This window comes from Parabacteroides merdae ATCC 43184, from assembly GCF_025151215.1.
Lineage (GTDB): Bacteria > Bacteroidota > Bacteroidia > Bacteroidales > Tannerellaceae > Parabacteroides > Parabacteroides merdae.
In genome coordinates, this window is record NZ_CP102286.1 from 886,058 (window position 1) to 911,553 (window position 25,496).

Below are 25,496 nucleotides of genomic sequence, written 5' to 3' on the forward strand. Positions count from 1 at the left end.
TGTCAATTCTTAAAGCGGATATTCCTCGAACGCATACAATGCTGTAGACAAATATCTCTCGCCCGTATCCGGTAATAATGCTACAATCGTTTTCCCTTCGTTCTCCGGGAGACGGGCCAGTTGCACGGCGGCATATACGGCTGCTCCGGAAGAAATGCCGACCAACAGGCCTTCCTTTTGTGCCAGTTCGCGTGATGTGCGGATGGCGTCGTCTCCTTCTACCTGGATGATTTCATCGACCACCGAGCTGTCGTAGGTTTTAGGGATAAAGCCCGCGCCGATCCCCTGTATCTTGTGCGGTCCGGGTTTACCGCCTGAGAGCACAGCCGAGTCGGTCGGTTCTACAGCGACGATTTTGACATCCGGATTGTGCGCTTTCAGTCCTTTGCCAACGCCGCTTACCGTACCGCCCGTTCCGACTCCTGCGACGAAGATATCGACTTTGCCGTCCGTATCGCGCCAGATTTCCTGTGCGGTTGTTTTAGCATGCCGGGCAGGGTTTGCCGGGTTTTCAAACTGTTGCAGGATAATGGAGCCGGGTGTTTCATCACGCAATGCTTCCGCTTTGGCGATGGCACCTTTCATCCCTTCCGTTCCGGGAGTGAGGATCAGGTTGGCTCCTAATGCTTTCAGTAGGTTACGACGTTCCAGGCTCATGGTTTCGGGCATTGTCAGTACCAATTTATAACCTTTGGCGGCCGAGACGAAAGCCAGTCCTACGCCGGTGTTCCCGCTGGTCGGCTCTATGATTGTTGCTCCCGGTTTCAGCAAGCCCTTTTCTTCCGCATCTTCGATCATTGCCAATGCAATGCGGTCTTTTACGCTACCTGCCGGGTTGAAATATTCCAGCTTTCCGATTACTTTCGCTTTCAGCCCTTTACTTGCGTTGAAGTTTGAGAACTCCAACAACGGTGTATTGCCTATGAGGTCAGTCAGTTTTTTTGCTATCATGGGTTATATTATTTATGATTTGTCAATTGAATTGATCAGTCGCTTCATTGTTTGCATTTTTGCTTCCGTTTCAAGCCATTCGCTTTCTATCTCCGAAGAAGCAAGAATGCCTCCGCCTGCATATAAAACAAATGATCCGGGCAAGATGTTCATGCAGCGCAAGTTTACATACAGATCGCTCTTCCCTTCGGGGGCCAACCAACCGATAAAGCCTGAATAATAGCTCCGGTCGTAGCCTTCGTTCTCCCGGATAAAGCGATACGTCTCTTCTTTGGGCAGTCCGCAGACGGCAGGCGTGGGATGGAGCCGTTTCAACAGTTCGCCGAGTTTTTTATTATCGGGCAGTGGAAAGCTGAAGTCGCTTCTCAAATGCGACAGTTCGCCGGCGCGTACCGGGATCGGAGGAGTTTCTGTCGGTTTGATACCTAATGCTTGCAGTTGTTTGCGTATGTAAAAGGCTACATATTCCTGTTCTTCCCTGTTTTTGTCGTCCCATTCTATCGGTAGTTCCCCGTTTTGGAGAGGTTGGGTGCCGGCAAGGGCGACCGTATGCCATTTTCCTTTCTCGCCGGAGAGGATGATTTCAGGCGTACATCCGAGCCATGTGCCTGTCGCGGGAGTATGGCAGAGATAAACATATGAATATTTGTACCGTCCGGTTGCCTTGAGGAAAGCGGCGGCAGGGGAGAAGTTGGCTCTGTCTGCCGGAATCGTCTGGCAGCGCGACAGCACGAGTTTCTCGAACTGCTTTCGGCGTAGCGGTTCGATGAAGGCATTGAAACGACGGCTGTAGTCTTCCTTCGGGTTTTCGGGGAAGGAGACAAGCGTTTCACTATGATGGAATTCCTGTTCCGCAGGCATCGAGTATGAAACTTTTGTTTCCTCATCGGGCGGAAGTTTCTGGATGTCCGGCCGGATCAGTACGATTGGGTGCTGTTTGCTTACATGGAAGGGAGCAATGACGAAACCACTCTGTTCGTCCAGTTCCTCGATATGATAAAGAATACGTGCAGAACCGGAGGTCTGCATGGCGAAACGAGGCGATTCTCCTGGTATCCGCCAGAGTGCAAAACTCCGGTTCTTTCTGATCAATGTGTCGACTACGTTACAAATCCTTAATTCGTCTGGTGTCATTTCTTTTTTAATATGCTGTTGACTACACGGATGGATGATACCAATTTATCTGTGGATGTGAATACATCGACGTTCCAAACGTGCGAAGAGCGTCCTTTGTGAATGATGGTTCCGACGGCGCGAACGGTATCTCCTTCATGGGCAGATGACATATGGTTGCCACTGACTTGCATACCGACCACGATTTCGTCTGGTTTGGCCAGGATCATCGATCCTAACCCGGCAACCGTTTCGGCCAATGCGAGTGTCGCCCCGCCATGTAGGATGCCGAATGGCTGGCGGGTGCGTTCGTCTACCGGCATGGTCGCTTCTACACGGTCTTCGGATGCATATGTATATTGGATGCCGAGGTTTCCCATTAGAGCGTGTCTGGCACGCATATTCAACTGGTCGAGCGGTACTTCCGTCGGACGTATTTCAGCCAGGATTGTCCGTTCGACGGCCACGGCTACGCCTTCTTCTTCGTTGGTGAGTGTCGTCTTGTCCACACAAGCCTTCACCGAATCTTCCGCATTTCCCATCGCGATCCCGACACCGGCAAGTTGCAACATGGTCACGTCGCAAACGCCGTCGCCGATCGCGATCACTTCTTCCGGCGATACGGACAGTTTGGTCATCAGCACGCCCAAAGTGTTTCCCTTGTCGATGAACTGGGGAACGACTTCTAAGAAATAAGGTTCCGACCTGAATGCATCCAGCACACCGTCGAGGCGTTTTTTCCAATGATTCTCCAAACCGATGAGCGCTTCTTCGTCGTCACTTGCCAGCATACATTTGCAGGGCGGGAAATCGACGGCTTCGGCAAAGTTGTCGACACCGACAATCTGCATCTTGTTCAGGTTGGCTTCTTGGATGACATACTTGTTATCCGGTTTGTCCGTCAGGATGAAGTCTTTGTGATAGGTGAAGATGGCAAAGTCGTTTTTCTTTGCTTTCTTTTCGAAATAGGGGATCCATTCCGGATCGATGCGCTTCTCGAATAATAGTTCACCGGTCTGCACGTTGATGATCTGACCGCCGTTGTAAGAAAGAATGTAACCTCCGTAATGATTCAGTTCCAGCTTTTCAGCGATGGGCATGACTCCATTAGTCGGTCTTCCTGATGCCAATACGATATGTACCCCCATTTGCTGTACCTTCAGAAGGGCAGCCAGGGTACGGGGGCTGATCTCTTTCTGATTGTTGAGCAGCGTCCCGTCTACGTCGAGAACTAATAATTTATACTTCATGGCCTCTCTGTATTTTTTGTTAATGATACAAATATACGATATTTGAATTAAAAAGGGTATAAAATCGAAATAGATGCGGTAGTAGTTTCGATTTGGACTAATGGCTTTTTTACGAATATGACAATAAGAGGATCATGTCGGGGAAGGAGGTTGAACGGTGATCACCTGTCCGTTTTCCCAGATATATTCGTATAATTCCTTGTAGAAAGCATGCCGTGTTAGTGTCGGTGCGTCTCCCAAGATCATCAGTTTCATGCGGGCGCGGGTGATGGCGACGTTCATGCGGCGCAGGTCACCGAGGAAACCGATCCGGCCTTTGTCGTTGGCTCGTACGAGACTGATCATGATCACATCGCGTTCCTGTCCCTGGAAGCCGTCTACCGTGTGAGCGGTTATCAGGCGGCGGAAAGGTTTGAAGAAAGTGTCGCGCTTGATCAGTCCGCGGATATACTGAACCTGCGATTTGTAAGGTGAAATCAGACCGAAGTCGATGCTTTCATCCAATACCCGTTCTTTGCCGATCTTTTCGATATATTTCTGTAAGGTCGAAACGAGCAGTGTAGCTTCGTCTCTATTGATACGGCTCATGCTGTCGTCGAGCCGGTCTTCTTCGAAATGGCAATCCGCCGTATCGAGCCAGACGACAGGCGTATCGAATTCCAAGATGCCGCGATGCTTGACTTCCGGTGCGGATTGTAGCTCGTCATGATAGAACCAACGGGAAGGAAAGCGCATGATGTCCTCGTTCATCCGGTACTGCGTTTTCAGAAGCGAGACTGTTTCGGGCTTCCGGTCGGTTATTTTTTGCATCAAGGTGTGGTCTAAGCCGCCGCGTGCCGCTTCTATACATTTGATGGTAGGAGGGAGCTGGTGATGGTCGCCCGCTAAGATGACCCGATCCGCTTTGCCGATTGCGATCCAGCAGGCTGCTTCGAGTGCTTGGGCGGCCTCGTCGATAAAGAGAGTTGTGAAGTTACGGTTGGTCAATACCCGGTTCGCCGATCCGACCAGCGTGCAGGCCACGACACGCGCCTCGTCGAACAATTCCGTGTCGATCTTCACTTCCAGTTCCGTCGCCCGGAAACGGAGACGGGAGAGACGGTTGCGTGCTGTTTCTTTTTCACCGTGGCTCTTTTTGCGGAGATTGGATTGTATCTCGCGGATCGCCTTGCGGATTCCCCATAGTTCGGCATAGTCGGGATGCGATTCGAAACGCCGTTCATAGGTGAAGGAAAGCATCTTGTCGTTTATGCGTGTCGGGTTACCGATGCGTAGGACATGAATGCCACGATCGACTAGTTTTTCGGATATCCAGTCTACGGCCGTATTGCTTTGGGCACAGACCATTACCTGATTTTCCCGGTGCAGAGTCTCATAGATCGCTTCAACCAAAGTGGTCGTTTTGCCTGTTCCGGGAGGACCGTGCACGATTGACACATCCTTTGCCGCCAATACATGGTTGACCGCCTCTTCCTGCGACAGGTTCAGCCAGGGAAAACGCATAGGAAAAAATGTGCGCCGGCCGACGGGCGTTTTGCCTAACAGGACGTCCCGTAGGTAAGCTAACCGGTTTCCTTTCGCTTGGATAACGGTGGACAGGGCGTTGAACATTGTCTTGTAGCTGGTCTCGTCGAAATAAAGTTGGATGCCGATTTCACCAGCCTTCTGTATATCCGTAAGTGCGTTAGGAGAGGGCAGTACTACGACCATTCGGTCGTCTTGTACGTAACTGATGACGGTCGAGAAGTTCAGGTATTCGGGGTTTCCGCTTCCGTTTGTCGTGAAGAAGCAGACCGGACGACCATATTCGAAATTGTGTTCGGTCTCTTTATCCTCCAGCCGTTCGATTTCTACGACGAGCTGGTTCAAGGAATTATAGTAACTCTTTCCTGGTACGACAGGATACCAGCACAGTCCTTGTTGGATGCGGCGATGTATTCCGGTCCGTTCGATTTGTTGGCGGTACATCTCTTTTTCATATTCGAATTCTTTCTGCAGAAGATCGTACTGATGTTGCAGGTCTGCGGTCGGAGTCTTGAATTGAGTTGTCATCATTCTTTGTTTAATCGGGCGCAAACTTACATAAAAAAACGCAATCGGATAGGGGTTTTTCTCCTTTCCGATGTCATTAAATCAAATGGATGGTTATCTTTGTTTGTTAATTGGAAGGGTTAAAATAACTGAGTATGAAAAATAAAGTCCTATATGCGATAGTGTCTTTGTTGGTTCTGACAGGATGCGGATCGATGAAGAATATGAGCCGGGAAGACCGGGCTGGCGTAGGGGCCCAGATAGGCGCTTTTGTCGGATGGCTTTTCGGCGGAGCGGTCGGAAATTCCATAGACGATGATATCGGAGGTGACATAGGGGCGTTTGTCGGGACGGCGGTCGGAGGAATCGCCGGTGCGCAGATTGCTGCAAATACAGGCGACGAGATAAGAGTGGAGAAGAGGAATTCGGGGAATTATACACCGTCTTCGCATGTTCTCCTTCCCGATTTGCAGATCGAAGATATCTTATTGGAAGAGGACAGTGTCACCCGCGACGATAAGATCAATGCAGGTGAGACCTGCCGTATCTCCCTCGTGATTGTGAACAACAGCTTTCAGGATGCTTTGGACGTGGAACCGATAGTGAAAGTTGAGAAGGGCAGGTATTTGAAACTGTCCGAACCTGTCAAGATAGCCAAAATCACCCGTGATGACCGTATCATCTATAATGTTATGGTGCAGGCCTCCCCGAAGTTGCGTACAGGTGAAGCTGTGTTCAGCGTCCGTCTGAAAGAAGGGCGTGGCAACGGCACGGAAGAGGAAACCTTTACGGTTAAAACTGTCGGTGGTGACAAATGAGATCTTATCTGATGAGAGAATAAAACAGCCATACTGAAAGGAGGACGAATAAGACAAATATGGCTAAAAGTAATTTTATTTTGGATAGATGGTTGGCATCTGCTTTTTCTTTCTCTATAGTCTTTTTTCGAATTTCTTTCATTTCTTCAACGGATGTATCGGGTAGTTTGGTACTGCTCCCGATTTTCATGAGCCTGTTTCGGGTTTCCTTTAGGCGTTCTTTGCTTAATTTCCGGAGCTCGCGGTTTTCTTTGTCCCGTTGTAACATATCATTTATGCAGCCTAAAGTTCCCATAATTTATTAATTATTTATTAGATGAAACAAATGTACATTTTTCTGTCGGGTATTCCTTTATTTAATAAAGAAATAGTTCAAATTATCTATGTTCCGCAATCGAAATACCTATGTTTTGAAAAGGATGTCTTATCTTTGCAATCATAAAGTCAAAGAAGTCTATATTCATGGATAAAACAACTCAAACACAAATCATCAAACTAATACATCAGGAAGTGATTCCCGCTATCGGTTGTACGGAACCGGTTGCGGTCGCATTGGCTGCCGCTAAGGCTGCCGAGGTTTTAGGCTGTAAACCGGAGAAAACGGAAGTATTTCTGAGCGCCAACATCCTGAAGAATGCGATGGGTGTCGGAATTCCTGGAACCGGAATGGTCGGGTTACCTATAGCGGTTGCTTTGGGTACGTTGATCGGCAAGTCTGCTTATGGTCTTGAAGTATTGCGTGACCTGACACCTGAAGCGCTTGCTGAAGGAAAGCAGGTGATCGAAGATAAACGGATTCATATCGCTTTAAAGGATAATGTCGACAAGCTCTATATCGAAGTGATTTGTTCAGCCGGAGATGAAACTTCGCGGGTGATAATCTGCCATGAACATACGAATGTCGTGTATGTGGAGAAGAATGGTGTGGTATTGACAGACCGGAGGAAAGAAGGTGTTTCCTGTGATGCTTCGGGCGATGAAGACGAATTGAGACTCTCTTTCTCTACTGTGTATGAGTTTGCGATGGAAATGCCGCTCGATGAGATCCGCTTTATCCTGGAAACTGCCGATCTGAACCGGAAAGCAGCCGAGGCTTCACTGAAGGGAAATTTCGGACATACGGTCAGCAAGACCGTTTCCGGTGTATACGGACGTAAATATATGGGAGACTCTGCCTATACCCATATGCTGGCAATGACGGCTGCTGCCTGTGATGCCCGCATGGATGGCGCCATGATCCCGGTGATGAGTAACTCCGGTAGTGGAAACCAGGGGATTGCAGCGACACTTCCCGTCCTTTCTTTTGCCGAAGACATCGAATGTTCGGAAGAACAGTTAATCCGTGCCCTGATGTTAAGCCATCTGATGGTCATCTATATCAAGCAAAGCTTGGGACGCTTGTCCGCCCTTTGCGGTTGTGTGGTGGCCGCCACGGGAGCCAGTTGCGGCATTACCTATCTGATGGGAGGCGATAAAGTGCAGATTTCCTATGCAATCAAGAATATGATCGGCAATATTACCGGTATGATATGCGATGGGGCGAAGCCCAGTTGTGCCATGAAAGTTTCCAGCGGTGTTTCGACTGCTATGCTGTCTGCGTTGATGGCAATGGAAAACAAGGTGGTGACTCCGGTCGAGGGCATTATTGATGAGAATGTCGACAAGTCGATCATTAACCTGACTTCTATCGGTTCCAAAGGAATGGAAGCCACCGATAAGCTGGTATTGGATATTATGACCGGAAAATCCTGCTAACGGTAAGAATATGTTGACCGATATTCGTCTGTTGAGCCATCAATTGGCAAAGCCCCGGTTTAGGAGTCCGAAGGAATTGGTTGCCTGGATGGGAGCTGTCCAAGCACAGGAATATACGATGGCGAAATGGGCGGTCGGGACTCGCTTGAAGTCTTCTTCGTTGCGGGTGGTGGACGATGCGCTTGCAAAGGGGGAAATCCTGCGTACCCATATATTACGACCGACCTGGCATTTCATCGTAGCAGAGGATATCCGCTGGATGTTGCAATTGTCGGGAGGTCGTATACGGACAGCCTTCGATTCTTATGCAAGAAGCCGGAAGATGGAGATAACCGAAAGCTTCTATACGAAAGGTTGTAGATTGCTGGAACAATTGTTGGGTGGAAACAAGAGTTTGACAAAACAGGAGTTGATGGATGGGTTCGGTCGGGCAGGGGTCGAGACAGACAATCACTTGATACATTATTTTCTGGTCCGTGCTGAAACGGATGGCCTTGTGTGCAGCGGGGTAGATAAAAACAAGAAGCCGACCTATGCTCTGTTGGAAGAACGTGTGCCTCCGATGAAAGAACTCAGCCGCGAAGAGGCGCTCGCCCGATTGGCTACCCTATATTTTCAAAGCCATTCCCCGGCTACATTGTCTGATTTTGTCTGGTGGTCCGGCTTGGCGGCAACTGAGGCTCGACATGCGGTTGCATTGATCGAAACCGATCTGCTAACCGAAAAGTTTGATTCGGAAACTTTTTACCTGCATGTTACCTGTGACTTGAAGGCCTGTTGCCGGAAAGTGTTGCATCTGTTACCCTCGTATGATGAATATCTGATCAGCTATAAAGACCGGACGACCGTTATGCTACGCGAACATCATCATAAGGCATTCAATACTTTCGGTATCTTTTACCCCGTGATCCTGTATGAGGGCCGGATCGTTGGCAATTGGAAAAAAGATTCGAAGAAGAAAGCTCTTACTGTCGAAACTTCTTTGTTCGATGAATCTCTCGATCTCCCGGAAGATTTGCTGAAAAAGGCAGTCGATTATTATTGCTCTTTCCACGCTCAAAAGTCGGGATTCCACACTTGATTGTGGAATTTTTACACACTTTCCCCAATCCACTCCACACTTCCCCAATTTCTTTTGTATTATATGTATTATTTTTATTGGTTTGTATATCAGTGGTTTGTTTTAAAATATATCTTTATTTCTATTTCTGGCACGTCCTTTGCTATTTATTTGTCAGAATTAGATATTATCCTTCCCGAGATATTGTTTTCTGATTAGATATTTGATTAGAAAAAGCTTATCGATTTTAAATCCGCTTCGCCTGTGAAGGTAAAGCGGATTTTTTAATTTAGAACCATTTGATCTTTCTGAAAATGAAAAATGATAAAGCTGATAGTGTGATGGAGATCATGACGATGATGGCAAAGCCATGCGGCATATTTTCTCCGTAGATCGGGACGTTCATACCGTAGAAGCTGGCGATGAGGGTGGGAACCATCAGGATTATGGAGATAGAGGTCATGCGCTTCATGATGGTGTTCACGTTGTTGGAAATGATGGAGGCGAATGCGTCCATCGTACCGGTCAGGATATCGCTATAGATATTGACCGTGAGGTGCGCCTGTTTTAATTCTGTTTCCACATCTTCCACCAGTTCGTTGTCCATATAGACCGGTTCTTGGAAGATGCTTTGCAGTTTGGTAAGCATCACTTCATTACCACGGATGGATGTGTTGAAGTAAACCATGCTCTTTTCCAGCTTCATCAGACGAAGCAAGTCTTCATTACGGATACTTTTTTCCAGTGCCTTTTCGGCATGCGCCACCTCGTTGTTGATTTGTTTCAGGTATTTCAGGAACCATACGGCGGACGAATGGATCAGACGCAGAATCAGGTCATATTTGTGACGTACGACGACCTCTTTGCGGCGGGTGTATCGGATAAAGTCCGGTATCAGTTCCGTCTTGTAGTAGCAAACAGATATGATGATTTCATTGTTCGTCATAATCCCCAGAGGGATGGTCGTGAAAGGGATTCCTTGTTCCTGGCTCTGTACCGGGATTCGAATGATGGTCAATAGCCAATTCCCTTCATATTCGATACGCGGGCGTTCGTCTGTATCGGCAATGTCGCTTAAGAAAGATTCGGGAACATTGAATTGGTTTGTCAGGTAATGGATATCTTCCGGTGTAGGGCATTCTACATTGACCCAGCTGTTTGGAAGCCACTGGTCTTTTTCCACAAAGCCGGCTTCACAATAAAGAAAAGTTCTCATTATTGCCTCCTTTCGTTTTTGTCAACGTACAGAGGCCTTGCTGTTTACCCCTGCGCGTTATTTGTTACTTACTGTTTTTATTTCTCGCGGAATACTGTCGTCCATAATTTATCATTACTTTTTACGGCTGCAAAGATAGAAAAATCCGGTAATAAATGTATATCGGAGGCGGATTTTTGTCAAGTCCGTGAGACTGCATATTTGCGATAATGGTAATAGGCAATGCCGGCTAAGTCTGCTAGAAACCAACCGATAGGAATAGACCACCAAATACCGGTGACCCCAATAGTGGGAATGGATGCCAGCCAATAAGAAAGGACGACACGTGTACCTAAAGACAGAATGGTAAGCACGACAGACATTCCCGGCATACGGATGGCCCGGTAATAACCATAAAGGAGGAACAAGATTCCGATGCCTAAATAAAAAACTCCTTCGATACGCAGGTATTCTGTTCCGATGCGAAGTATCTCAGCCTCATCCGGACGGACGAAAATAAGCATCAACGGCTTGGCAAAAAAGAAAACTAACAGCGAGATGATAAGGGAAAAGACGATCGTTATAAGAAATGCGCTACGCACTCCCCGGCGGATGCGATCCCCTTTCCGCGCTCCGAAATTCTGGGCAATGAAGGTGGAAAAAGCATTCCCGAACTCCTGAACGGGCATATAGGCGAAAGAGTCGATCTTGACTGCTGCAGCGAATGCGGCCATGACAACCGTACCAAAACTATTTACCAATCCTTGCACCATCAATATTCCGAAGTTCATCACAGATTGTTGGACGCAAGTCAGTGTGGAGAAAGAAGTGATTTCTCTCAGGCTGGAACGGTCGAAGCGCATATCTTCCCGGTGTAATCGTAGCTCGGGGCGGATTTTATAGGTATACAGCAAGATACCGGATGCCGCCGTTCCCTGTGCGATAACCGTTGCGACTGCCGCTCCTTCGATGCCTTGATCCAGGACAAGAATAAGAAACAAATCAAGCCCGATATTCAAAACGACCGATACAGCCAGAAACCATAAAGGTGTTACAGAATCGCCTACAGCCCGAAGCAACGCTGCATAAAAATTATACAGGAAAGTAAAGACTATTCCCCAGAAAATGATCCACAGATAGTTACGCATCAACGAATAAATATCATAGGGAACTTGTAACCATCGTAAAATCGGATCGAGCCATAGGAACACGGCAACATTCAGCAAGATGGTTACCGTGCCGATCAGCAGGAAAGAAACATAGATGCTACGTCGCAGGGCGGACAGGTCTCCGGCTCCGTATTGCAGTGAGAAAACCGTGCCGCTTCCCATCGATAACCCCAGCAGGATAGAGATCAGGAAAACCATCAAGGTATAGGCGGAACCGACCGCTGCCAACGCATTTGCGCCGATACATTGTCCTACGATCAGTGTATCGGCTATGTTATAGCATTGTTGTAAAAGCGATCCTGCCAGCATCGGCAATGTGAATTGTAGCAGGGTGGTGGTTATACCTCCTTGTGTAAGGTCTCCTTTCCGTAACATTGTCAGCTCTTTTTATTCGTATAGTTTTGTATGGATCTGCAAAAATACGAATTAATCGGATAATCGTTCCTTCGGATCTCCGTAACCTGTCGGAGTGGTGCTGAGCTTTTGTTTTTGGGTAAAATGAACGCTAATCAAGCATCAAACTCATATAAGCTTCCCGGCTCTGATAGTCGAGCAACAGGCGGGTGAGCGATTGGGTGTCCATCTTTTTTAGTTCGCCGATGTTATGAACGGAGTTTGCGTGAGTGAAGGCCCAGTGATGGATGAGGCGGTCGCGGTCCAAGACACGTGCCATACCTAAAGGGAAAGTTCCTGGTCCGGTGAAAGGAGTACGGCAGACGGCCTTTTCCACCTTGCTCTGTGTTGTAGCTTCCTGTAAGAGCAGGTTCTTGATGTTGTCGTTGTCATACATCAATTCTTTGACATAGATATAGTCGCCGACAGGATAGAAAAAGATCATTCCGATCGGTTCTTCTTGAATGTTCAAGGCGGTCAGCATTTGTCCTCCGGACATCTGTAATTCGCGCAGGATAGTAACGAAATCGTCATAACCGTGCAGCACATAGCAAATACGTTCTCTCTGCTTCTTATTAAAAAAATTGTAGAGAGACTCCATCGAAGGTACTTCGGGCGGTACAACCAAAACACCCTGTTCCAGTACTATTTCAGAAGGGCGGATATACGTTTCTTCTGAATAGTCGAAAGCTTCCGTATATCCTAAATCGCGGTAATAGTCGAACAGCCATGGATCGGCCGGGATAATGACTGTTAAGGCCACTTTCCGGCTTTCCATCACTTCGAATGCTTTCTGTATCAGTTGGCGCATAAGTCCCTGACCTCGTTCGGAGGGAAGAGTGCAGGCTCCATATATATAGTTTACGGATATCTCCTTTCCGTAGTAAGTCATGACATACGGAAGCATTTGAAGGGCGGAAACGATTTTTCCGTTTTTCTCTATAAACAGGGCGTTTTCTTTTTTGTAAACCCGATCGAAGAATAGTTTGATAAATTCTTCGCTGTCGTTGAAAGAAGTACGCCACAGGTCGATCAATTGAGATTTGTTGTTATCCATCGTTCAATATTATTTTGCAGGTTTCTTTATTGCCGCGGATTTTTCCAATAGGATGAACGGGTTATACGAAAGTTTAGCCTGGCGCAGACCGGGAATACCCAAGTCTTCCTCTCGGTTCACATAGGTGTATTTTTCCGGAAGGTGAGAGGCGAATTCTTTGTTGATAACAGCATAAGCCCCCTCATAGTTCACATTCGCCTTTTCTACGTGGACGCCGAAAGTATTATGGTTGATCGGGGCACCAAAAGTGAAAGCGACAATCTGATGGTCTACGCAAATGGCTCCTCCAATAAGTCCCAATTCGTCATAATGGTTCAAGGCGTAGATTATAGAACGGCGTTCGTCGTTCAGATCCTCCTCGTCATTATCTTCCCGGTTGGCTTTGTACCATTTACATTCGAGCTGAAGGCATTCGGGAACCAGTTCTGGTGTGATAGGAATATATTCGTAGGCAAACTTCTTATTGAATTTGTTGATATGATTGCGTTTCGCCTGGTATTTTTTCCCTTTTAGGGTTGCCAGGTCTTCACGCAAGTAGATGTAATCGAAATAATTCCGTTCGGGGATGTAGAAAAATCCGCCGGGAATTGCCTTTTCGAGTTCTTCTTTGGCATCTGGCGTTACGCCTAACATACAGAGCGGGTGGCCTTGTTCGAGCGAGTCGGCTTCCAACAGGTCGATTGCTTGTTTCAGGTTGCCTTGACCTGTAGGAGTCATATAAGCGACTCTCGTTTTGTTTTCGATCCAGAAACGGATCAGCAAGCTGCCGTTGACAATGGCGAACTCGCTATCGTAGAGAAACCGCCAACTGCAGATGTTGGCAAATGAATAATCGCAATTTTTATAATTGCTCGGTATCGTAAAGGATGTTATAATATCTCTATCTTCGATTTCAATTGGTTTAAACGGTATCTTCATCTTTTTCTTTTTTGATGTGCAAATATAAAACTAATAAAAATGGCTGAATGTTTTATCTTTAATAAAAACAATCGATTTTGTTTATTGCGTGATAAACCCTATAAATGCTATTAATAGCAATTTAACTAAATATAAAAATGATAGTGTATATTAAACTAACATCTATCTTTAAATGTTCGAAGTGAAATGGTTTTTATTTAAAAGTGAGAAGGAAATGAATGCTGATAAAATATTACCGATCGACCTCTATCATGCCGTGTCGATTGCAAATTTGACATTGGAAAGTGCTTTAAAGGTCATTCACGTCGAAGCTGGGCAGGATCATGAACTGTTGCCTTTGGAACCGGGAACTCTTGCTGTGATCTGCCGGGGAGGAAAGTTCGAATGCAAAGCACTTGGAAAGGAAATCTCCATAGTTGCCGGACAGGTGTTCCTGGCGTCTGTGGAAGATGTGAGTGAGATATCCCGTTTTTCGGAGACAGGTTTTGAAGGGATCGTGATCTATGCCGGTAGCGATCTGCTGATCAATCGGCAACGTCTGATGTTCCGGACGATTACACCGGACGAACTGAAGGAGTCCGGGCTTTATATCCAGCTGATGCAGTCACAAATCGAGCGAATGAGCGATGTCCGTGTCAAAGTGGTGGAATCGCTTTTGCGCGCCCTTATTTTCTTCCTCCAGCAGGAAGGGCATCTGGCGGACGACCGGGATAGCGAGGTTCCGCCTTTCTTCCACGATTTCGCTTTGCTGATTAGGCGTTATCATCATTATCCGGTTTATTATTTTGCCGAGAAGTTGGGAATGACTTCGGCGGAACTGAATAACAAATGTAAATTGCATTCCGGTATTTCGGCTGCGGAATGGATCAGCCAGTATGTATTGCTTGAGGCGAAAGACTTACTGATTAAAACTCGACTGAGATCTTCCCGCATTGCTATGATGCTTAATTTCTCTAATTATGATACCTTTGCGCGTTGGTTCAGGCGGCATACGGGAGAGTTGCCAGGGAACTGGAGGTAGTGGAATTTGAAAATTGAAAATTAAGATACCATGAAATGGACATTTGAGAATGCGAAAATAAAGGGGCGGATCGTCTTGACCGATTCGCTCCATGAAGACCCGGATCTTCTGAAAGACAAAACGCTGTATAAATTTATATGGGTGGATTCCGGCGAAGTGGAGTTGGATATCGATCATCAGCATGTTGTTTTGAAGAAGGAACAGCTCGTTCCGCTTTCCCATTTGCATCATTTGGAGTTTCTGCGCATCGAAGGCAAATGCTATGCTTTGATGTTCAACGGCAATTTCTACTGTATACATGGCAACGATCATGAGGTCTCGTGCAACGGGTTGCTGTTTCACGGTTCATCGCATGTGCTGACTTCAGGTCTTCACGCAAGTAGATGTAATCGAAATAATTCCGTTCGGGGATGTAGAAAAATCCGCCGGGAATTGCCTTTTCGAGTTCTTCTTTGGCATCTGGCGTTACGCCTAACATACAGAGCGGGTGGCCTTGTTCGAGCGAGTCGGCTTCCAACAGGTCGATTGCTTGTTTCAGGTTGCCTTGACCTGTAGGAGTCATATAAGCGACTCTCGTTTTGTTTTCGATCCAGAAACGGATCAGCAAGCTGCCGTTGACAATGGCGAACTCGCTATCGTAGAGAAACCGCCAACTGCAGATGTTGGCAAATGAATAATCGCAATTTTTATAATTGCTCGGTATCGTAAAGGATGTTATAATATCTCTATCTTCGATTTCAATTGGTTTAAACGGTATCTTCATCTTTTTCTTTTTTGATGTGCAAATATAAAACTAATAAAAATGGCTGAATGTTTTATCTTTAATAAAAACAATCGATTTTGTTTATTGCGTGATAAACCCTATAAATGCTATTAATAGCAATTTAACTAAATATAAAAATGATAGTGTATATTAAACTAACATCTATCTTTAAATGTTCGAAGTGAAATGGTTTTTATTTAAAAGTGAGAAGGAAATGAATGCTGATAAAATATTACCGATCGACCTCTATCATGCCGTGTCGATTGCAAATTTGACATTGGAAAGTGCTTTAAAGGTCATTCACGTCGAAGCTGGGCAGGATCATGAACTGTTGCCTTTGGAACCGGGAACTCTTGCTGTGATCTGCCGGGGAGGAAAGTTCGAATGCAAAGCACTTGGAAAGGAAATCTCCATAGTTGCCGGACAGGTGTTCCTGGCGTCTGTGGAAGATGTGAGTGAGATATCCCGTTTTTCGGAGACAGGTTTTGAAGGGATCGTGATCTATGCCGGTAGCGATCTGCTGATCAATCGGCAACGTCTGATGTTCCGGACGATTACACCGGACGAACTGAAGGAGTCCGGGCTTTATATCCAGCTGATGCAGTCACAAATCGAGCGAATGAGCGATGTCCGTGTCAAAGTGGTGGAATCGCTTTTGCGCGCCCTTATTTTCTTCCTCCAGCAGGAAGGGCATCTGGCGGACGACCGGGATAGCGAGGTTCCGCCTTTCTTCCACGATTTCGCTTTGCTGATTAGGCGTTATCATCATTATCCGGTTTATTATTTTGCCGAGAAGTTGGGAATGACTTCGGCGGAACTGAATAACAAATGTAAATTGCATTCCGGTATTTCGGCTGCGGAATGGATCAGCCAGTATGTATTGCTTGAGGCGAAAGACTTACTGATTAAAACTCGACTGAGATCTTCCCGCATTGCTATGATGCTTAATTTCTCTAATTATGATACCTTTGCGCGTTGGTTCAGGCGGCATACGGGAGAGTTGCCAGGGAACTGGAGGTAGTGGAATTTGAAAATTGAAAATTAAGATACCATGAAATGGACATTTGAGAATGCGAAAATAAAGGGGCGGATCGTCTTGACCGATTCGCTCCATGAAGACCCGGATCTTCTGAAAGACAAAACGCTGTATAAATTTATATGGGTGGATTCCGGCGAAGTGGAGTTGGATATCGATCATCAGCATGTTGTTTTGAAGAAGGAACAGCTCGTTCCGCTTTCCCATTTGCATCATTTGGAGTTTCTGCGCATCGAAGGCAAATGCTATGCTTTGATGTTCAACGGCAATTTCTACTGTATACATGGCAACGATCATGAGGTCTCGTGCAACGGGTTGCTGTTTCACGGTTCATCGCATGTGCTGACTTTTGTCCTTTCGGAAGATGAACGGCGGAAGATCGACACGCTGACGAGGATCATGCAAGAGGAGTTTCTCAGTACCGATCACCTGCAAGACGAGATGCTCCGGGTATTGTTGAAACGGTTTATCATATTATGTACGCGAATAGCGGAAGATCGGCAGGGAGCTGTTCGGGAGAACAGCCTCCAGTTCGAGACGATCCGCAAATTCTATGTCCTGGTCGATACCTATTTTAAGGAGAAAAAACAGGTGCAGGAATATGCGGACATGCTGAACAAATCCCCGAAGACACTGGCAAATATCCTTTCCGCCTATCAGCAGCCTTCCGCCATCCGTATCATCCATAACCGCATTCAGGCAGAAGCCCGGCGTTTACTGCTTTATACGGCTAAAAGCTCTAAAGAGATCGCTTTGATGCTAGGATTCGAAGACCAGGCTGCGTTCAGCCGTTTCTTTAAGAACGCAGCCGGACTAAGCGCGACCGAATATCGCCACCAATATAAAAAATGATAATAGTGGCGATGACGGGCTGGTCGCTTGTCCGGGTTGTAGTATCCGCTTATTGCCGGTATTTGCAACAACCCGGCAGTTGGTCGTAGACGTTTGATCCGCTTTATAAGTATCTGTGTCGTGCCCCGCTTTGGCAATAGCTTTGCTAATAGCGTCCACAGATGTTTTGGACGGATTGTATTGTAGATGTATCATCTGTTTTTCCTTATCCCAATGAACCGACGAAACGCCGTTTACACTTTTGGCTGCTGTTTCGATGCGTTGTTTACACATGTCGCAGGAACCTTTTACCCCGAACATGGCATGCTCGCCTGCCGGTTCCGGTTGTGCTGCGGATGTACCGTGCGCGGCATACCCTTCGTGACCGCTCATCGTATGCCCTACATGGCCGCTCATCGGTTGTGCTTCGCCGTCATTGTTCATCATCGACTGTTTCCCTTCCAGTTGGGCACTGGCATCTATCGAGAAAACACCGTTCGTTACGACTTCTTCTCCTTCGGATAATCCTTTTAATATCACGTATGCGTTGCCGAGGGAAGGACCAAGTTCTACTTCACGCATCAGGAAGGTCGGAGTGGAGGTGTCCGGTTGCTTGACATAAACGATGGAACGTTTGCCGGTCCAGAGAACAGCAGTTTGCGGCACGGTGATCCGGTCTTTATATCCTTGAAGCGGGGCGCTGACCTCGGCGGTCGCATACATCTCCGGCTTCAGTTCCATATGGCTGTTGGGGACTTCTACCCGGACACGTGCCGTACGGGTGGACGGGTTGATGATCGGATCGATAAACGCGATCCGGCCCGTATAGGTCTTGCCGGGAAGAGCCTGCAAGGTGAAATGAACCTGGTCGCCTCTGTTCAGGAAAGGCAGGTCAACTTCGAAAGTGTCGAACATCGCCCATACGCTCGACAGGTTCGCTATGTCGAACAGGACAGCTCCGGAGGCGACATAATCGCCCTGGTTTACGCGTTTGGTCATGACGATTCCGCTTACGTTCGCTTTGATCTCGACGAGTGGGGAAACGCTACCGGACTGTTCGATCGCTTCTATCTGGGCGTTCGTCATTTTCCAGAGACGGAGTTTCTCGTGGGCTGCCTGGATCAGGGCGGGCTGCTTCATCTTGATGGCTTCCAACAGTTCCTGCTGGGCGGTGAACAGTTCGGGTGAATAAAGGACGGCAAGTGTTTGTCCGGCTCGTACGCTCTCACCGGTAAAATTGATGTTGAGTTGTTCGATACGTCCGCCTACATGCGCTGTCTGTGACTGTAAGCTTTGTTCGTTCGGGGCGATCTTGCCATACAGGCGGACTGTCTTGACCGGGTTTTTCCTGCTGACCTTTGAAGTCTGCACGTCTGCCAGGGCGGCCGCCTCTTCCGATAACTGGATTGCTTTCGGGTCGGAGTTCTCTCCGCCGCCGCTTCCTTTACGGACCGGGATCAAGTCCATCGCGCAGATCGGGCATTTGCCGGGTTTATCCTGGCGTATCTGGGGGTGCATGGAGCAGGTCCAGACGCCCGTCTCGTCCTGTACGAGGTCGTGACTGTGTCCTTCGTGCATCTCATGCCCCTCATGGGTAGCCGGAGCGGGGCTTTCAGACGAGCTGAACAACAACCAGCCGACTAATAAGCCGGCACAGGCTACTATTATATATTGAACCGGTTTGCTTTTTATTATTTCATTTATCTTTTTCATCTTGTTATTCATTTACGGAGGTTGATACTAATTTCTCTAAACTCGCGATCAGCGTGTTGTATCCGGCAACCGCTTCGCTCTTTTTAAGGCTGTAATCCAGTAACTGGCGTTCCAGTTGGATGATGTCCGTGAGGGAAGTCGTCCCTGCCGAAAATTCGCGGATCATCAACTGGTAGGTCGACCGGGACAAGTCTTGCTGTTTGGCGTACAGGTCTATTTTGCGCGAGGCATTGGCCAGTTGTTGCTTTAAGGCGATATATTCGGCATGTAGCTGGTTGAGCGTGTCTTCGTACTTCAGTTCGCTTGCCTCACGGTAATGCCGGCTCTCCCGCTGCTGGGCGTTATATTTCGGCGGAAGATCGGGATGCTGATCTTAATCATCGGCATGACCATATCCATGCCGTTCATATTGCTCATCCCTGACATCCGGGCCATCTCTTCTGAATTCTTAGCCATGATGGAATATTGCAGTCCGATGCCGAACATGGGAAGGCTCATCTTCTTGTCCATCTCCGCCTTTGCCTTATACGCGTTTGCCTCCGCTTCGAGCATGGAGAGCATCGGGTTGGAGAGGATGATGCTGTCCAGGACCGCATTGTCTTCTATGGAAAACAGTTTTTGTGCCAGCGAATCGGAAGTTTGTACCGGCAGATCCTGATCCCGGTTCAGCAGGCTGTTGAACCGGGCTTCGGCTGCTTTCCTGTTCGATCGGAGAGCTTCGAGGTTGTTTTCCAGTTCGACCATTTCGATCTGGATGCGAAGTACGTCGGACATGCTGCCGGATGAACCGCTCCCCATCGTACCACCTGCCATCGAACCGCCCGTACCCGACATCGTTGTATTTCCGCCCGGTGTCGCAGAGGCCGTGGAAGGAGAGGTCCCCATGTTTTCCATACCGCCCATACTGTTGTTTGCCGGTGTCTGGGGAACGGGAGATGCGACCGGAGGCGCAACGGATGGTGTCGGCCTGCCCAGAACGGACGAAGCTGTATAACGGCTCAGCGCCAACAGCTCCAACTGCTTTAACAGTTCGAGGTTCGCTGCTGTGTTCTTATACTGCTCATTCAGATTGTTCAATTGATACCACTGGCTTTTGACTTCGTAGAACAGGTTGTTGCGGGTTTCCCTGAATTGTTCGTAAGCCATGCGTGCCATCTCGGTCGCTTCGTTGCGGGCTGCTTTGCGGGTTCCGAACCAGGGGAACATCTGCATCAGGGTGAAGTCGGCTACCTGTTTGCCGGATAGCTGCTCCATCGGTTTGAAGAAGAAGCCCATTTCGAGTTCGGGATCGGAGAAAGCTCCCGCCTGCGGTATCTTTTCCAGGGATGCTTTGTAAAGGGCAAAGCTGGAATTTACCGACGGATTGTACCGGGCGGCCGTTTCCAGGTAATGGGAAAGGCTGTCGGTCGTTTGTGCCTGTGATGGGAGATACCAAAGTGCCGATAGCAGGATGGCGGCCCAACGTAAGACGGCTATATGCTTTTTTATTCTCATTCTACTAATATTTTATTTATATAAGAAAGTTTCAACTTTTTTCTCGGCGTGAAAATTTATTTTCATGCAATGGAAAATTTTTTTTCATCCGAAGAAAATTTATTTTCATGCTGAGGAACTATTAGGGGAAAGGGCATTAGGGAGAGGATTGCGGGTAAGTAAATGGAAATGAGAGCGATTTGCGCCATATCTCGGTGATTTGCACAGAGGGGTTAAGTGCAGAAGATGTGGATTTATGCAGAAGTTCCGTTACCAAATCGTTAGTCCATTCCTTGAATGGTAACGAAGAGGTAAGATGAAGGTAATTGACAGAAGAGTATTCGGTAACTCACCTTTCTGTCGTTACGGTGCTTATGCTTTGTATTACAATGTTTTGCGTAGCTAAAAACGCTTCTGTAACGGGTAATTTTGCCAATAAAAATAGAAGCGTATGCAAAGAGAAAAATTCAAGATTTTGCTCTACCTGAAAAAGAGCGGATTGGACAAGTTGGGGCAAGCTCCGATAATGGGGCGTATAACCTACGGGCGAACCATCGCCCAATTCAGTTGTAAGCTTTCATGTGCCCCCGATTTGTGGAACGCTCGTGAGAGCAGACTGAATGGCAAGAGTCGTGAGGCAGTGGTTACGAATGGCAAGTTGGAGCGTTTGCTCCTCTCTGTACAGTCGGCTTATAGAGTTCTTTATGAACGAGGTGCGGTCTTTACTGCAACAGACATCAAGGAGCTGTTCCAAGGAAGTATGCAAACTCAAATCACCTTTTTGGAGCGATACGACCGAATGGTTAAAGATATGGAACAAAAGGTGGGCATCGAAATAAAGGCTACAACTATGAGTAGTTACCACACTGTTCGCAAGCACTTACAAGTCTTTATTGGTGAGAAGTACCATACGGCAGATATTCCTTTCGGACAGATGGAAGAAGATTTCTTGGAATGCTTGCAACACTACTCTGTCGGAAAGCTGGGACATTCGCAAGGTCATTATCGTAAGATGGCTTTGGCAGTGAAGAAACTCTGCCGTTTGGCATATCGTGAGGGCTTGACAGAGCGACAACTGTTTGCTCACATAGAGATAGAGCGAGGAGAGAACAAACAACCTCGTGCCTTGGATAGGGCTTCGTTGGATAAGTTGCTGGGATTGACCTTTGAGCCTTATGAAGTGGAGCTGGAAACCGCCCGTAATCTCTTTCTCTTCTCCTGCTATACGGGTGTTGCCTATTGCGATATGGTCGCCCTTAATAGGGAACATCTTTTTACGGACGATGAAGGGGCGTTGTGGCTGAAGTTTCGCAGGCAAAAGACGAATACCCTTTGCCGAGTGAAGCTCCTATCCGAAGCGGTTCGTATGATAGAGCGGTATCAGTCCGAGGAGCGCAACACTCTTTTTGCGCCTATTACTTATTCAGCTTATCTCGTTCAGCTCAAAGCCCTGCAACTTCGGGCTGGTATCTCTATTCCCCTTTCGGCACACGTCGGTCGCCACACCTTTGCGACCTTGATTACTTTGGAACGAGGTGTTCCCATCGAAACGGTCAGTCGAATGTTGGGACACAGCAACATCCAAACGACCGAGCGATACGCCCACGTTACCCCGAAGAAACTCTTTGATGAGTTCGGGCGATTTCTCTCTTTCACTGAAAACCTAACCTTAACCTTGTAAGACCTATGCGTAGTACATTCAAAATCTTATTCTATATCAATAAGAACAAGACCAAAGCAGACGGAACAACAGCAATCCTTTGTCGTATCACCATTGACGGAGCGAACGTGGTGATAACCACAGGCGAAAACGTTGCTCCTAACGATTGAAGTGTGAAGCGAGGGGAAACAACGGATAAGAAGATAAACCAACGCCTGCAAGCATCGAAAGGAAACTTATATTCCAACCCTTCTGGAAACAACGGATAAGAAGATAAACCAACGCCTGCAAGCCTTTCGGGAGGAAATCGAACAAGGGTACAATACTTTGCTCTACAAATATGGAGCGGTGAGTGCCGAACTTCTGAAGAACTACTTACAAGGCATCGGGAGAACTCCAATGACACTTCTTGCCCTTAGTGCGAAAGAACTCAAAGCCCAACAAGAAAGCAAGAGCGAGGGAACGTATAGCAACAATCGAATTTCCGATAAACAGCTTGATGCTTTTGTGCGAAGTCGTGGCGAAGAGGATATTCTTTTAACAGCTCTTACGATGGATTTCTTTGATGATTATCGGTTTCATTTGAAGAAAGAGGGCTATGCTCCTGCCACGATAAACAAGCATCTCTGTTGGCTGAGCCGATTGATGTATAGAGCCGTCAGTCAGGGGACAATACGCTTCAATCCGTTTGAAGAAGCGAAGTATGAAGCCGTGGAGCGCAAACCTCGGTTTCTGAGTAAAGGCGACGTAGCAAAACTCTTGGCATTTCCCTTGCAAGACGAAGGAGCGGAACTAAGCCGAAGAATGTTTCTTTTCTCCGTCTTTACGGGTTTGGCATTTGCCGACTTACAGAGCCTGCGAGTTTCGCAAATCGAAAAGAACAACGAGGGGAAGCGGTATATCCGCAAGGCAAGACAGAAGACGGAGGTGGAGAGCCTAATACCTCTGCATCCGATAGCGGAGCAGATACTTTCGCTTTACACTAAGGAGGAGAGCAAGGGGGATTATAAGATTTTCCCCGATACGATGAGCAAGGGCAAACTACTAACCCATCTCAAAGCCGTTGGTTGGGCTTGTGGCATTCGCACTCCGCTGACTTGGCATGTCGGAAGACATAGCTTCGGTACGCTGACTTTGGAGGCAGGCATTCCGATAGAGAGCATCGCCAAGATGATGGGGCATTCGTCTATTGCCAGCACGCAAATCTACGCCCAAATCACTGACCAAAAGATTGCAAGAGATATGGAGAGGGTGATGTAACAAAGAGAGCAGATAACTTGAATATAGAAAAGAGCTTGTTCCAGTTAATGAAACAAGCTTTTCTTATAGCAAATAATTTATAATGATTTCTTTTGCATTATCCCTTAGATGTTTTGATATGCAATTTTATTTTCTTCATCGCCCAGTCGTAATGACTGGCAGCTGTCGAAACGCAGTAAGCTCCGAGTGGGGAAGTCCCTGTCCAAGCGAGTGTTCCTTTGGCAAAGAGTTCATCGTTGGAGAATTGCTCTATCAGTGCCATTACATCTTTGTGGCTCTCTCTTAACTTTGCTTTAGCTTCCTCCAATGGCGTATTTTGGTGCTTCTTCCAAAACCCAACGTTCATTGCCGGATAGGTTTTCCAATTATACGGTTCTGGTAAAAAAGGCTTGCGTTCGTCGTTACTGTTGGCTTTTACCCAATTTAGTAACAACTGATGCCATTCATACAGATGCACAAGCACATCTCGCAGGTTTTTGTCCCTGCTCCAATGTGTTTCTTTCCCGGCCGTTGCCATTTCCTCGGCAAAGGCTGCTTTCTGCTGTTCTTCGCTCATACTGTCGATGAGTTTCCACATCTTGTCGAATTGTCCGTTGGCGGATGCTGTCAAATCCGCTTTTGTCGTTGCTCTTGCCATAGTCTTTATTACTCATTATATAGTTGATAAAACTCCAGCCAATGCCCGTCGGGGTCTTCAAAAGTCAGCAACTTGCCGTATGGCTCTTCTCTGATGTTGCCGATGATCTTCACATTTTTGCTTTTCAATTCATCTCTGGCAAGTTCGATATCCTCCACCTCAAACATAATCCTTGTTTTACTCGCAACGACTTCACCTTTGCTCTCCGGTCTTTTCAGGATGGCAAACGATGTCTCACCCAAAGCGAACTCTATCCAGTCGCCATCGACAACTTTTATATCAAATCCGATATTGCGATAGAATTCTTGAGACCTCTGCAAATCGCTGACATAAATCCAGCAGGCATATATTCTTTTAATCTTCATTCTTATCGTGTTCTTTTTCCGCACTCAGTGCAAACCTTGTCATGCAATGAGACGATGCCTCCGCATTCCATGCAGGTGTATCGAGCGGAGTGTATTTTCAGGAAATTACATATTCCTTCTTCCCTTACAATCTCACTATTTTCGACCAGACTTTCTTCGTAACGGCTGTTATAACTTTTTTCGAGGTTTCTTATAAGTCTACAAGGGAAGTCACCACACTGATAGCAATAAGTAATCTCTTTCAGCTGCACGCAGTCTTTTATCCTGCATTTTCGGCAATGCACTGGTTTACTTTTGTTTTCTTGCATACATCCACTGCAAGGCTTCTGTATTTTCCTCGTATGACAATGCTTATAGCATACCGTACAGTTCATGCCACAGGGAGCGAACATTTCTATGTCAATGCTGCCAATTCTCATATCTGTCTTTTCTTTTTCTCCATTCTTCTAGTGTGAGTTTGGTGAAATGTTCTGTGCGAACGTCATTCATCAATGGGACGGGCTTGTTGTATTCCGTATGGCTGTAAGTGAATCCGCATTTCTCTTGCACTCGTTTTGATTTCTCGTTGCCATCAAAATATCCGCACCAAACGGTAGTCATCTGCAAATCCTCAAAGGCATATCGAATCAATTCGCTGACGGCTTCGGGAATCAGGCCTTGCCCCCAATATGGCTCGCTAATCCAATAGCCAATCTCACATTCGCTGCCCGCCATCTTTGCGGAGCGAATCTCACTCCTTGCTGTCATGATTCCTACGCTACCGATTGTTTCGCCTGTCTCCTTCAGAACAACAGCGTATGTCTCCGGAGCAGATAACACGCCCTTGATGATTTCGCGGCTGTTCCCAATACTCGTGTGCGGCGGCCAACCTGCGATGGGACCGATATTCGGATTGCAGGCATATTTGTAGAGTGCTTCGGCATCGCTTTCCTGCCACGGTCTTAAAATCAAGCGTTTGGTCTGTAATTCCATATTTCTTATTGATAAAATTCTTTTCTTTTATCGTCTGCTCTTTGGTCATTGCACC

Annotated in this window: 20 protein-coding genes and 4 pseudogenes; 8 read left to right on the forward strand and 16 right to left on the reverse strand. The window is 47.1% G+C overall.

All coding sequences use genetic code 11. The annotated features are described in order from the left end of the window. Positions 1-9 precede the first annotated feature (9 nt). The 4 genes from cysK to NQ542_RS03520 form a co-directional block, all read right to left on the reverse strand. Positions 10-951, reverse strand: coding sequence for a cysteine synthase A (gene cysK, locus NQ542_RS03505; RefSeq protein WP_005639132.1), 942 nt, complete (start codon positions 949-951; stop codon positions 10-12). A 12-nt stretch (positions 952-963) separates the two neighbouring features. Continuing rightward, on the reverse strand, positions 964-2,085 hold the full coding sequence (locus NQ542_RS03510) for an isochorismate synthase (RefSeq protein WP_005639134.1): 1,122 nt from the start codon (positions 2,083-2,085) through the stop codon (positions 964-966). Next, a complete protein-coding gene (locus NQ542_RS03515) occupies positions 2,082-3,314 on the reverse strand; it encodes a Cof-type HAD-IIB family hydrolase (RefSeq protein WP_005639136.1) in 1,233 nt (410 codons plus the stop codon). The genes NQ542_RS03510 and NQ542_RS03515 overlap by 4 nt, the downstream gene beginning before the upstream one ends. Positions 3,315-3,446: 132 nt before the next feature. Beyond that, positions 3,447-5,366 (reverse strand): AAA domain-containing protein, encoded by a 1,920-nt coding sequence (locus NQ542_RS03520; RefSeq protein WP_005650008.1) that lies wholly within the window; start codon positions 5,364-5,366, stop codon positions 3,447-3,449. 134 nt (positions 5,367-5,500) lie between these two features. On the opposite strand from NQ542_RS03520, the gene NQ542_RS03525 reads away from it, so the two are divergent. Then, on the forward strand, positions 5,501-6,163 hold the full coding sequence (locus NQ542_RS03525; protein WP_005639140.1) for a glycine zipper family protein: 663 nt from the start codon (positions 5,501-5,503) through the stop codon (positions 6,161-6,163). 4 nt (positions 6,164-6,167) lie between these two features. Here NQ542_RS03525 and NQ542_RS03530 read toward each other — a convergent pair whose 3' ends face one another. Beyond that, positions 6,168-6,458 (reverse strand): membrane protein, encoded by a 291-nt coding sequence (locus tag NQ542_RS03530; RefSeq protein WP_005639142.1) that lies wholly within the window; start codon positions 6,456-6,458, stop codon positions 6,168-6,170. A gap of 167 nt (positions 6,459-6,625) precedes the next feature. Here NQ542_RS03530 and NQ542_RS03535 point away from each other — a divergent pair, with 167 nt between their 5' ends. Together NQ542_RS03535 and NQ542_RS03540 are read left to right on the forward strand one after the other, a co-directional pair. Next, entirely contained in the window at positions 6,626-7,918 is a 1,293-nt protein-coding gene (locus NQ542_RS03535; protein ID WP_005639146.1) for an L-cysteine desulfidase family protein, read from the forward strand. Positions 7,919-7,928: 10 nt separating this feature from the next. Further along, positions 7,929-8,999 (forward strand): winged helix DNA-binding domain-containing protein, encoded by a 1,071-nt coding sequence (locus tag NQ542_RS03540; RefSeq protein ID WP_005639148.1) that lies wholly within the window; start codon positions 7,929-7,931, stop codon positions 8,997-8,999. A gap of 268 nt (positions 9,000-9,267) precedes the next feature. Here the strand turns inward: NQ542_RS03540 and NQ542_RS03545 are convergent, their stop codons facing one another. From NQ542_RS03545 to NQ542_RS03560, 4 genes are all read right to left on the reverse strand, one after another. Then, positions 9,268-10,194 carry a magnesium transporter CorA family protein gene (locus NQ542_RS03545; RefSeq protein WP_005639150.1) on the reverse strand — a complete coding sequence of 309 codons (927 nt, stop codon included), beginning with the start codon at positions 10,192-10,194 and terminating at the stop codon, positions 9,268-9,270. Between the two features lie 179 nt (positions 10,195-10,373). Beyond that, the gene (locus NQ542_RS03550; RefSeq protein WP_005639152.1) at positions 10,374-11,717 is read right to left on the reverse strand and encodes an MATE family efflux transporter; all 1,344 of its coding nucleotides are present in this window, start codon (positions 11,715-11,717) and stop codon (positions 10,374-10,376) included. Positions 11,718-11,847: 130 nt separating this feature from the next. Then, positions 11,848-12,792, reverse strand: coding sequence for a GNAT family N-acetyltransferase (locus NQ542_RS03555; RefSeq protein WP_005639154.1), 945 nt, complete (start codon positions 12,790-12,792; stop codon positions 11,848-11,850). Positions 12,793-12,801: 9 nt separating this feature from the next. Continuing rightward, positions 12,802-13,710 (reverse strand): DUF2156 domain-containing protein, encoded by a 909-nt coding sequence (locus NQ542_RS03560; RefSeq protein WP_005639156.1) that lies wholly within the window; start codon positions 13,708-13,710, stop codon positions 12,802-12,804. 214 nt (positions 13,711-13,924) lie between these two features. Here NQ542_RS03560 and NQ542_RS03565 point away from each other — a divergent pair, with 214 nt between their 5' ends. Beyond that, complete coding sequence (locus NQ542_RS03565; protein WP_081446992.1) at positions 13,925-14,731, forward strand: helix-turn-helix domain-containing protein; 807 nt, start codon at positions 13,925-13,927, stop codon at positions 14,729-14,731. A gap of 364 nt (positions 14,732-15,095) precedes the next feature. Here the strand turns inward: NQ542_RS03565 and NQ542_RS03570 are convergent. Continuing rightward, positions 15,096-15,494 (reverse strand): annotated as a pseudogene (locus NQ542_RS03570) (phosphatidylglycerol lysyltransferase domain-containing protein); the annotation flags it as partial. A gap of 214 nt (positions 15,495-15,708) precedes the next feature. On the opposite strand from NQ542_RS03570, the gene NQ542_RS03575 reads away from it, so the two are divergent. Further along, positions 15,709-16,515, forward strand: a complete 807-nt coding sequence (locus NQ542_RS03575) for a helix-turn-helix domain-containing protein (protein ID WP_081446992.1) — start codon at positions 15,709-15,711, stop codon at positions 16,513-16,515. A gap of 30 nt (positions 16,516-16,545) precedes the next feature. After that, positions 16,546-17,382: an AraC family transcriptional regulator gene (locus NQ542_RS03580; RefSeq protein ID WP_005639161.1), complete on the forward strand. Its 837-nt coding sequence runs from the start codon at positions 16,546-16,548 to the stop codon at positions 17,380-17,382. 49 nt (positions 17,383-17,431) lie between these two features. Here the strand turns inward: NQ542_RS03580 and NQ542_RS03585 are convergent. Then, positions 17,432-19,074: pseudogene (locus NQ542_RS03585) on the reverse strand (efflux RND transporter periplasmic adaptor subunit). Positions 19,075-19,078: 4 nt separating this feature from the next. Further along, positions 19,079-20,568: pseudogene (locus NQ542_RS03590) on the reverse strand (TolC family protein). Positions 20,569-20,998: 430 nt separating this feature from the next. Here NQ542_RS03590 and NQ542_RS03595 point away from each other — a divergent pair. Continuing rightward, the gene (locus tag NQ542_RS03595) at positions 20,999-22,228 is read left to right on the forward strand and encodes a site-specific integrase (RefSeq protein WP_005639173.1); all 1,230 of its coding nucleotides are present in this window, start codon (positions 20,999-21,001) and stop codon (positions 22,226-22,228) included. A 5-nt stretch (positions 22,229-22,233) separates the two neighbouring features. Then, a pseudogene (locus tag NQ542_RS03605) lies at positions 22,234-23,467 on the forward strand (tyrosine-type recombinase/integrase). A gap of 97 nt (positions 23,468-23,564) precedes the next feature. Here NQ542_RS03605 and NQ542_RS03610 read toward each other — a convergent pair. From NQ542_RS03610 to NQ542_RS03620, 4 genes are read right to left on the reverse strand one after another with little or no spacing between them, the layout of a single operon-like run. Beyond that, positions 23,565-24,104: a ClbS/DfsB family four-helix bundle protein gene (locus tag NQ542_RS03610; protein WP_005639181.1), complete on the reverse strand. Its 540-nt coding sequence runs from the start codon at positions 24,102-24,104 to the stop codon at positions 23,565-23,567. 8 nt (positions 24,105-24,112) lie between these two features. After that, on the reverse strand, positions 24,113-24,469 hold the full coding sequence (locus NQ542_RS03615) for a VOC family protein (protein WP_005639183.1): 357 nt from the start codon (positions 24,467-24,469) through the stop codon (positions 24,113-24,115). 2 nt (positions 24,470-24,471) lie between these two features. Next, entirely contained in the window at positions 24,472-24,888 is a 417-nt protein-coding gene (locus NQ542_RS17895) for a DUF3795 domain-containing protein (protein WP_005649996.1), read from the reverse strand. Continuing rightward, positions 24,869-25,441: a GNAT family N-acetyltransferase gene (locus NQ542_RS03620; protein WP_005639187.1), complete on the reverse strand. Its 573-nt coding sequence runs from the start codon at positions 25,439-25,441 to the stop codon at positions 24,869-24,871. Before NQ542_RS03620 ends, NQ542_RS17895 begins: the two co-directional genes overlap by 20 nt. Positions 25,442-25,496 lie beyond the last annotated feature (55 nt).

Excerpts from the sequence above, each read along its gene's own strand:
- cysK (WP_005639132.1), bottom strand. The coding sequence starts at position 951 with ATGATAGCAAAAAAACTGACTGACCTCATAGGCAATACACCGTTGTTG.
- NQ542_RS03510 (WP_005639134.1), bottom strand. The coding sequence starts at position 2,085 with ATGACACCAGACGAATTAAGGATTTGTAACGTAGTCGACACATTGATC.
- NQ542_RS03515 (WP_005639136.1), bottom strand. The coding sequence starts at position 3,314 with ATGAAGTATAAATTATTAGTTCTCGACGTAGACGGGACGCTGCTCAAC.
- NQ542_RS03520 (WP_005650008.1), bottom strand. The coding sequence starts at position 5,366 with ATGACAACTCAATTCAAGACTCCGACCGCAGACCTGCAACATCAGTAC.
- NQ542_RS03525 (WP_005639140.1), top strand. The coding sequence starts at position 5,501 with ATGAAAAATAAAGTCCTATATGCGATAGTGTCTTTGTTGGTTCTGACA.
- NQ542_RS03530 (WP_005639142.1), bottom strand. The coding sequence starts at position 6,458 with ATGGGAACTTTAGGCTGCATAAATGATATGTTACAACGGGACAAAGAA.
- NQ542_RS03535 (WP_005639146.1), top strand. The coding sequence starts at position 6,626 with ATGGATAAAACAACTCAAACACAAATCATCAAACTAATACATCAGGAA.
- NQ542_RS03540 (WP_005639148.1), top strand. The coding sequence starts at position 7,929 with ATGTTGACCGATATTCGTCTGTTGAGCCATCAATTGGCAAAGCCCCGG.
- NQ542_RS03545 (WP_005639150.1), bottom strand. The coding sequence starts at position 10,194 with ATGAGAACTTTTCTTTATTGTGAAGCCGGCTTTGTGGAAAAAGACCAG.
- NQ542_RS03550 (WP_005639152.1), bottom strand. The coding sequence starts at position 11,717 with ATGTTACGGAAAGGAGACCTTACACAAGGAGGTATAACCACCACCCTG.
- NQ542_RS03555 (WP_005639154.1), bottom strand. The coding sequence starts at position 12,792 with ATGGATAACAACAAATCTCAATTGATCGACCTGTGGCGTACTTCTTTC.
- NQ542_RS03560 (WP_005639156.1), bottom strand. The coding sequence starts at position 13,710 with ATGAAGATACCGTTTAAACCAATTGAAATCGAAGATAGAGATATTATA.
- NQ542_RS03565 (WP_081446992.1), top strand. The coding sequence starts at position 13,925 with ATGAATGCTGATAAAATATTACCGATCGACCTCTATCATGCCGTGTCG.
- NQ542_RS03575 (WP_081446992.1), top strand. The coding sequence starts at position 15,709 with ATGAATGCTGATAAAATATTACCGATCGACCTCTATCATGCCGTGTCG.
- NQ542_RS03580 (WP_005639161.1), top strand. The coding sequence starts at position 16,546 with ATGAAATGGACATTTGAGAATGCGAAAATAAAGGGGCGGATCGTCTTG.
- NQ542_RS03595 (WP_005639173.1), top strand. The coding sequence starts at position 20,999 with ATGCAAAGAGAAAAATTCAAGATTTTGCTCTACCTGAAAAAGAGCGGA.
- NQ542_RS03610 (WP_005639181.1), bottom strand. The coding sequence starts at position 24,104 with ATGGCAAGAGCAACGACAAAAGCGGATTTGACAGCATCCGCCAACGGA.
- NQ542_RS03615 (WP_005639183.1), bottom strand. The coding sequence starts at position 24,469 with ATGAAGATTAAAAGAATATATGCCTGCTGGATTTATGTCAGCGATTTG.
- NQ542_RS17895 (WP_005649996.1), bottom strand. The coding sequence starts at position 24,888 with ATGAGAATTGGCAGCATTGACATAGAAATGTTCGCTCCCTGTGGCATG.
- NQ542_RS03620 (WP_005639187.1), bottom strand. The coding sequence starts at position 25,441 with ATGGAATTACAGACCAAACGCTTGATTTTAAGACCGTGGCAGGAAAGC.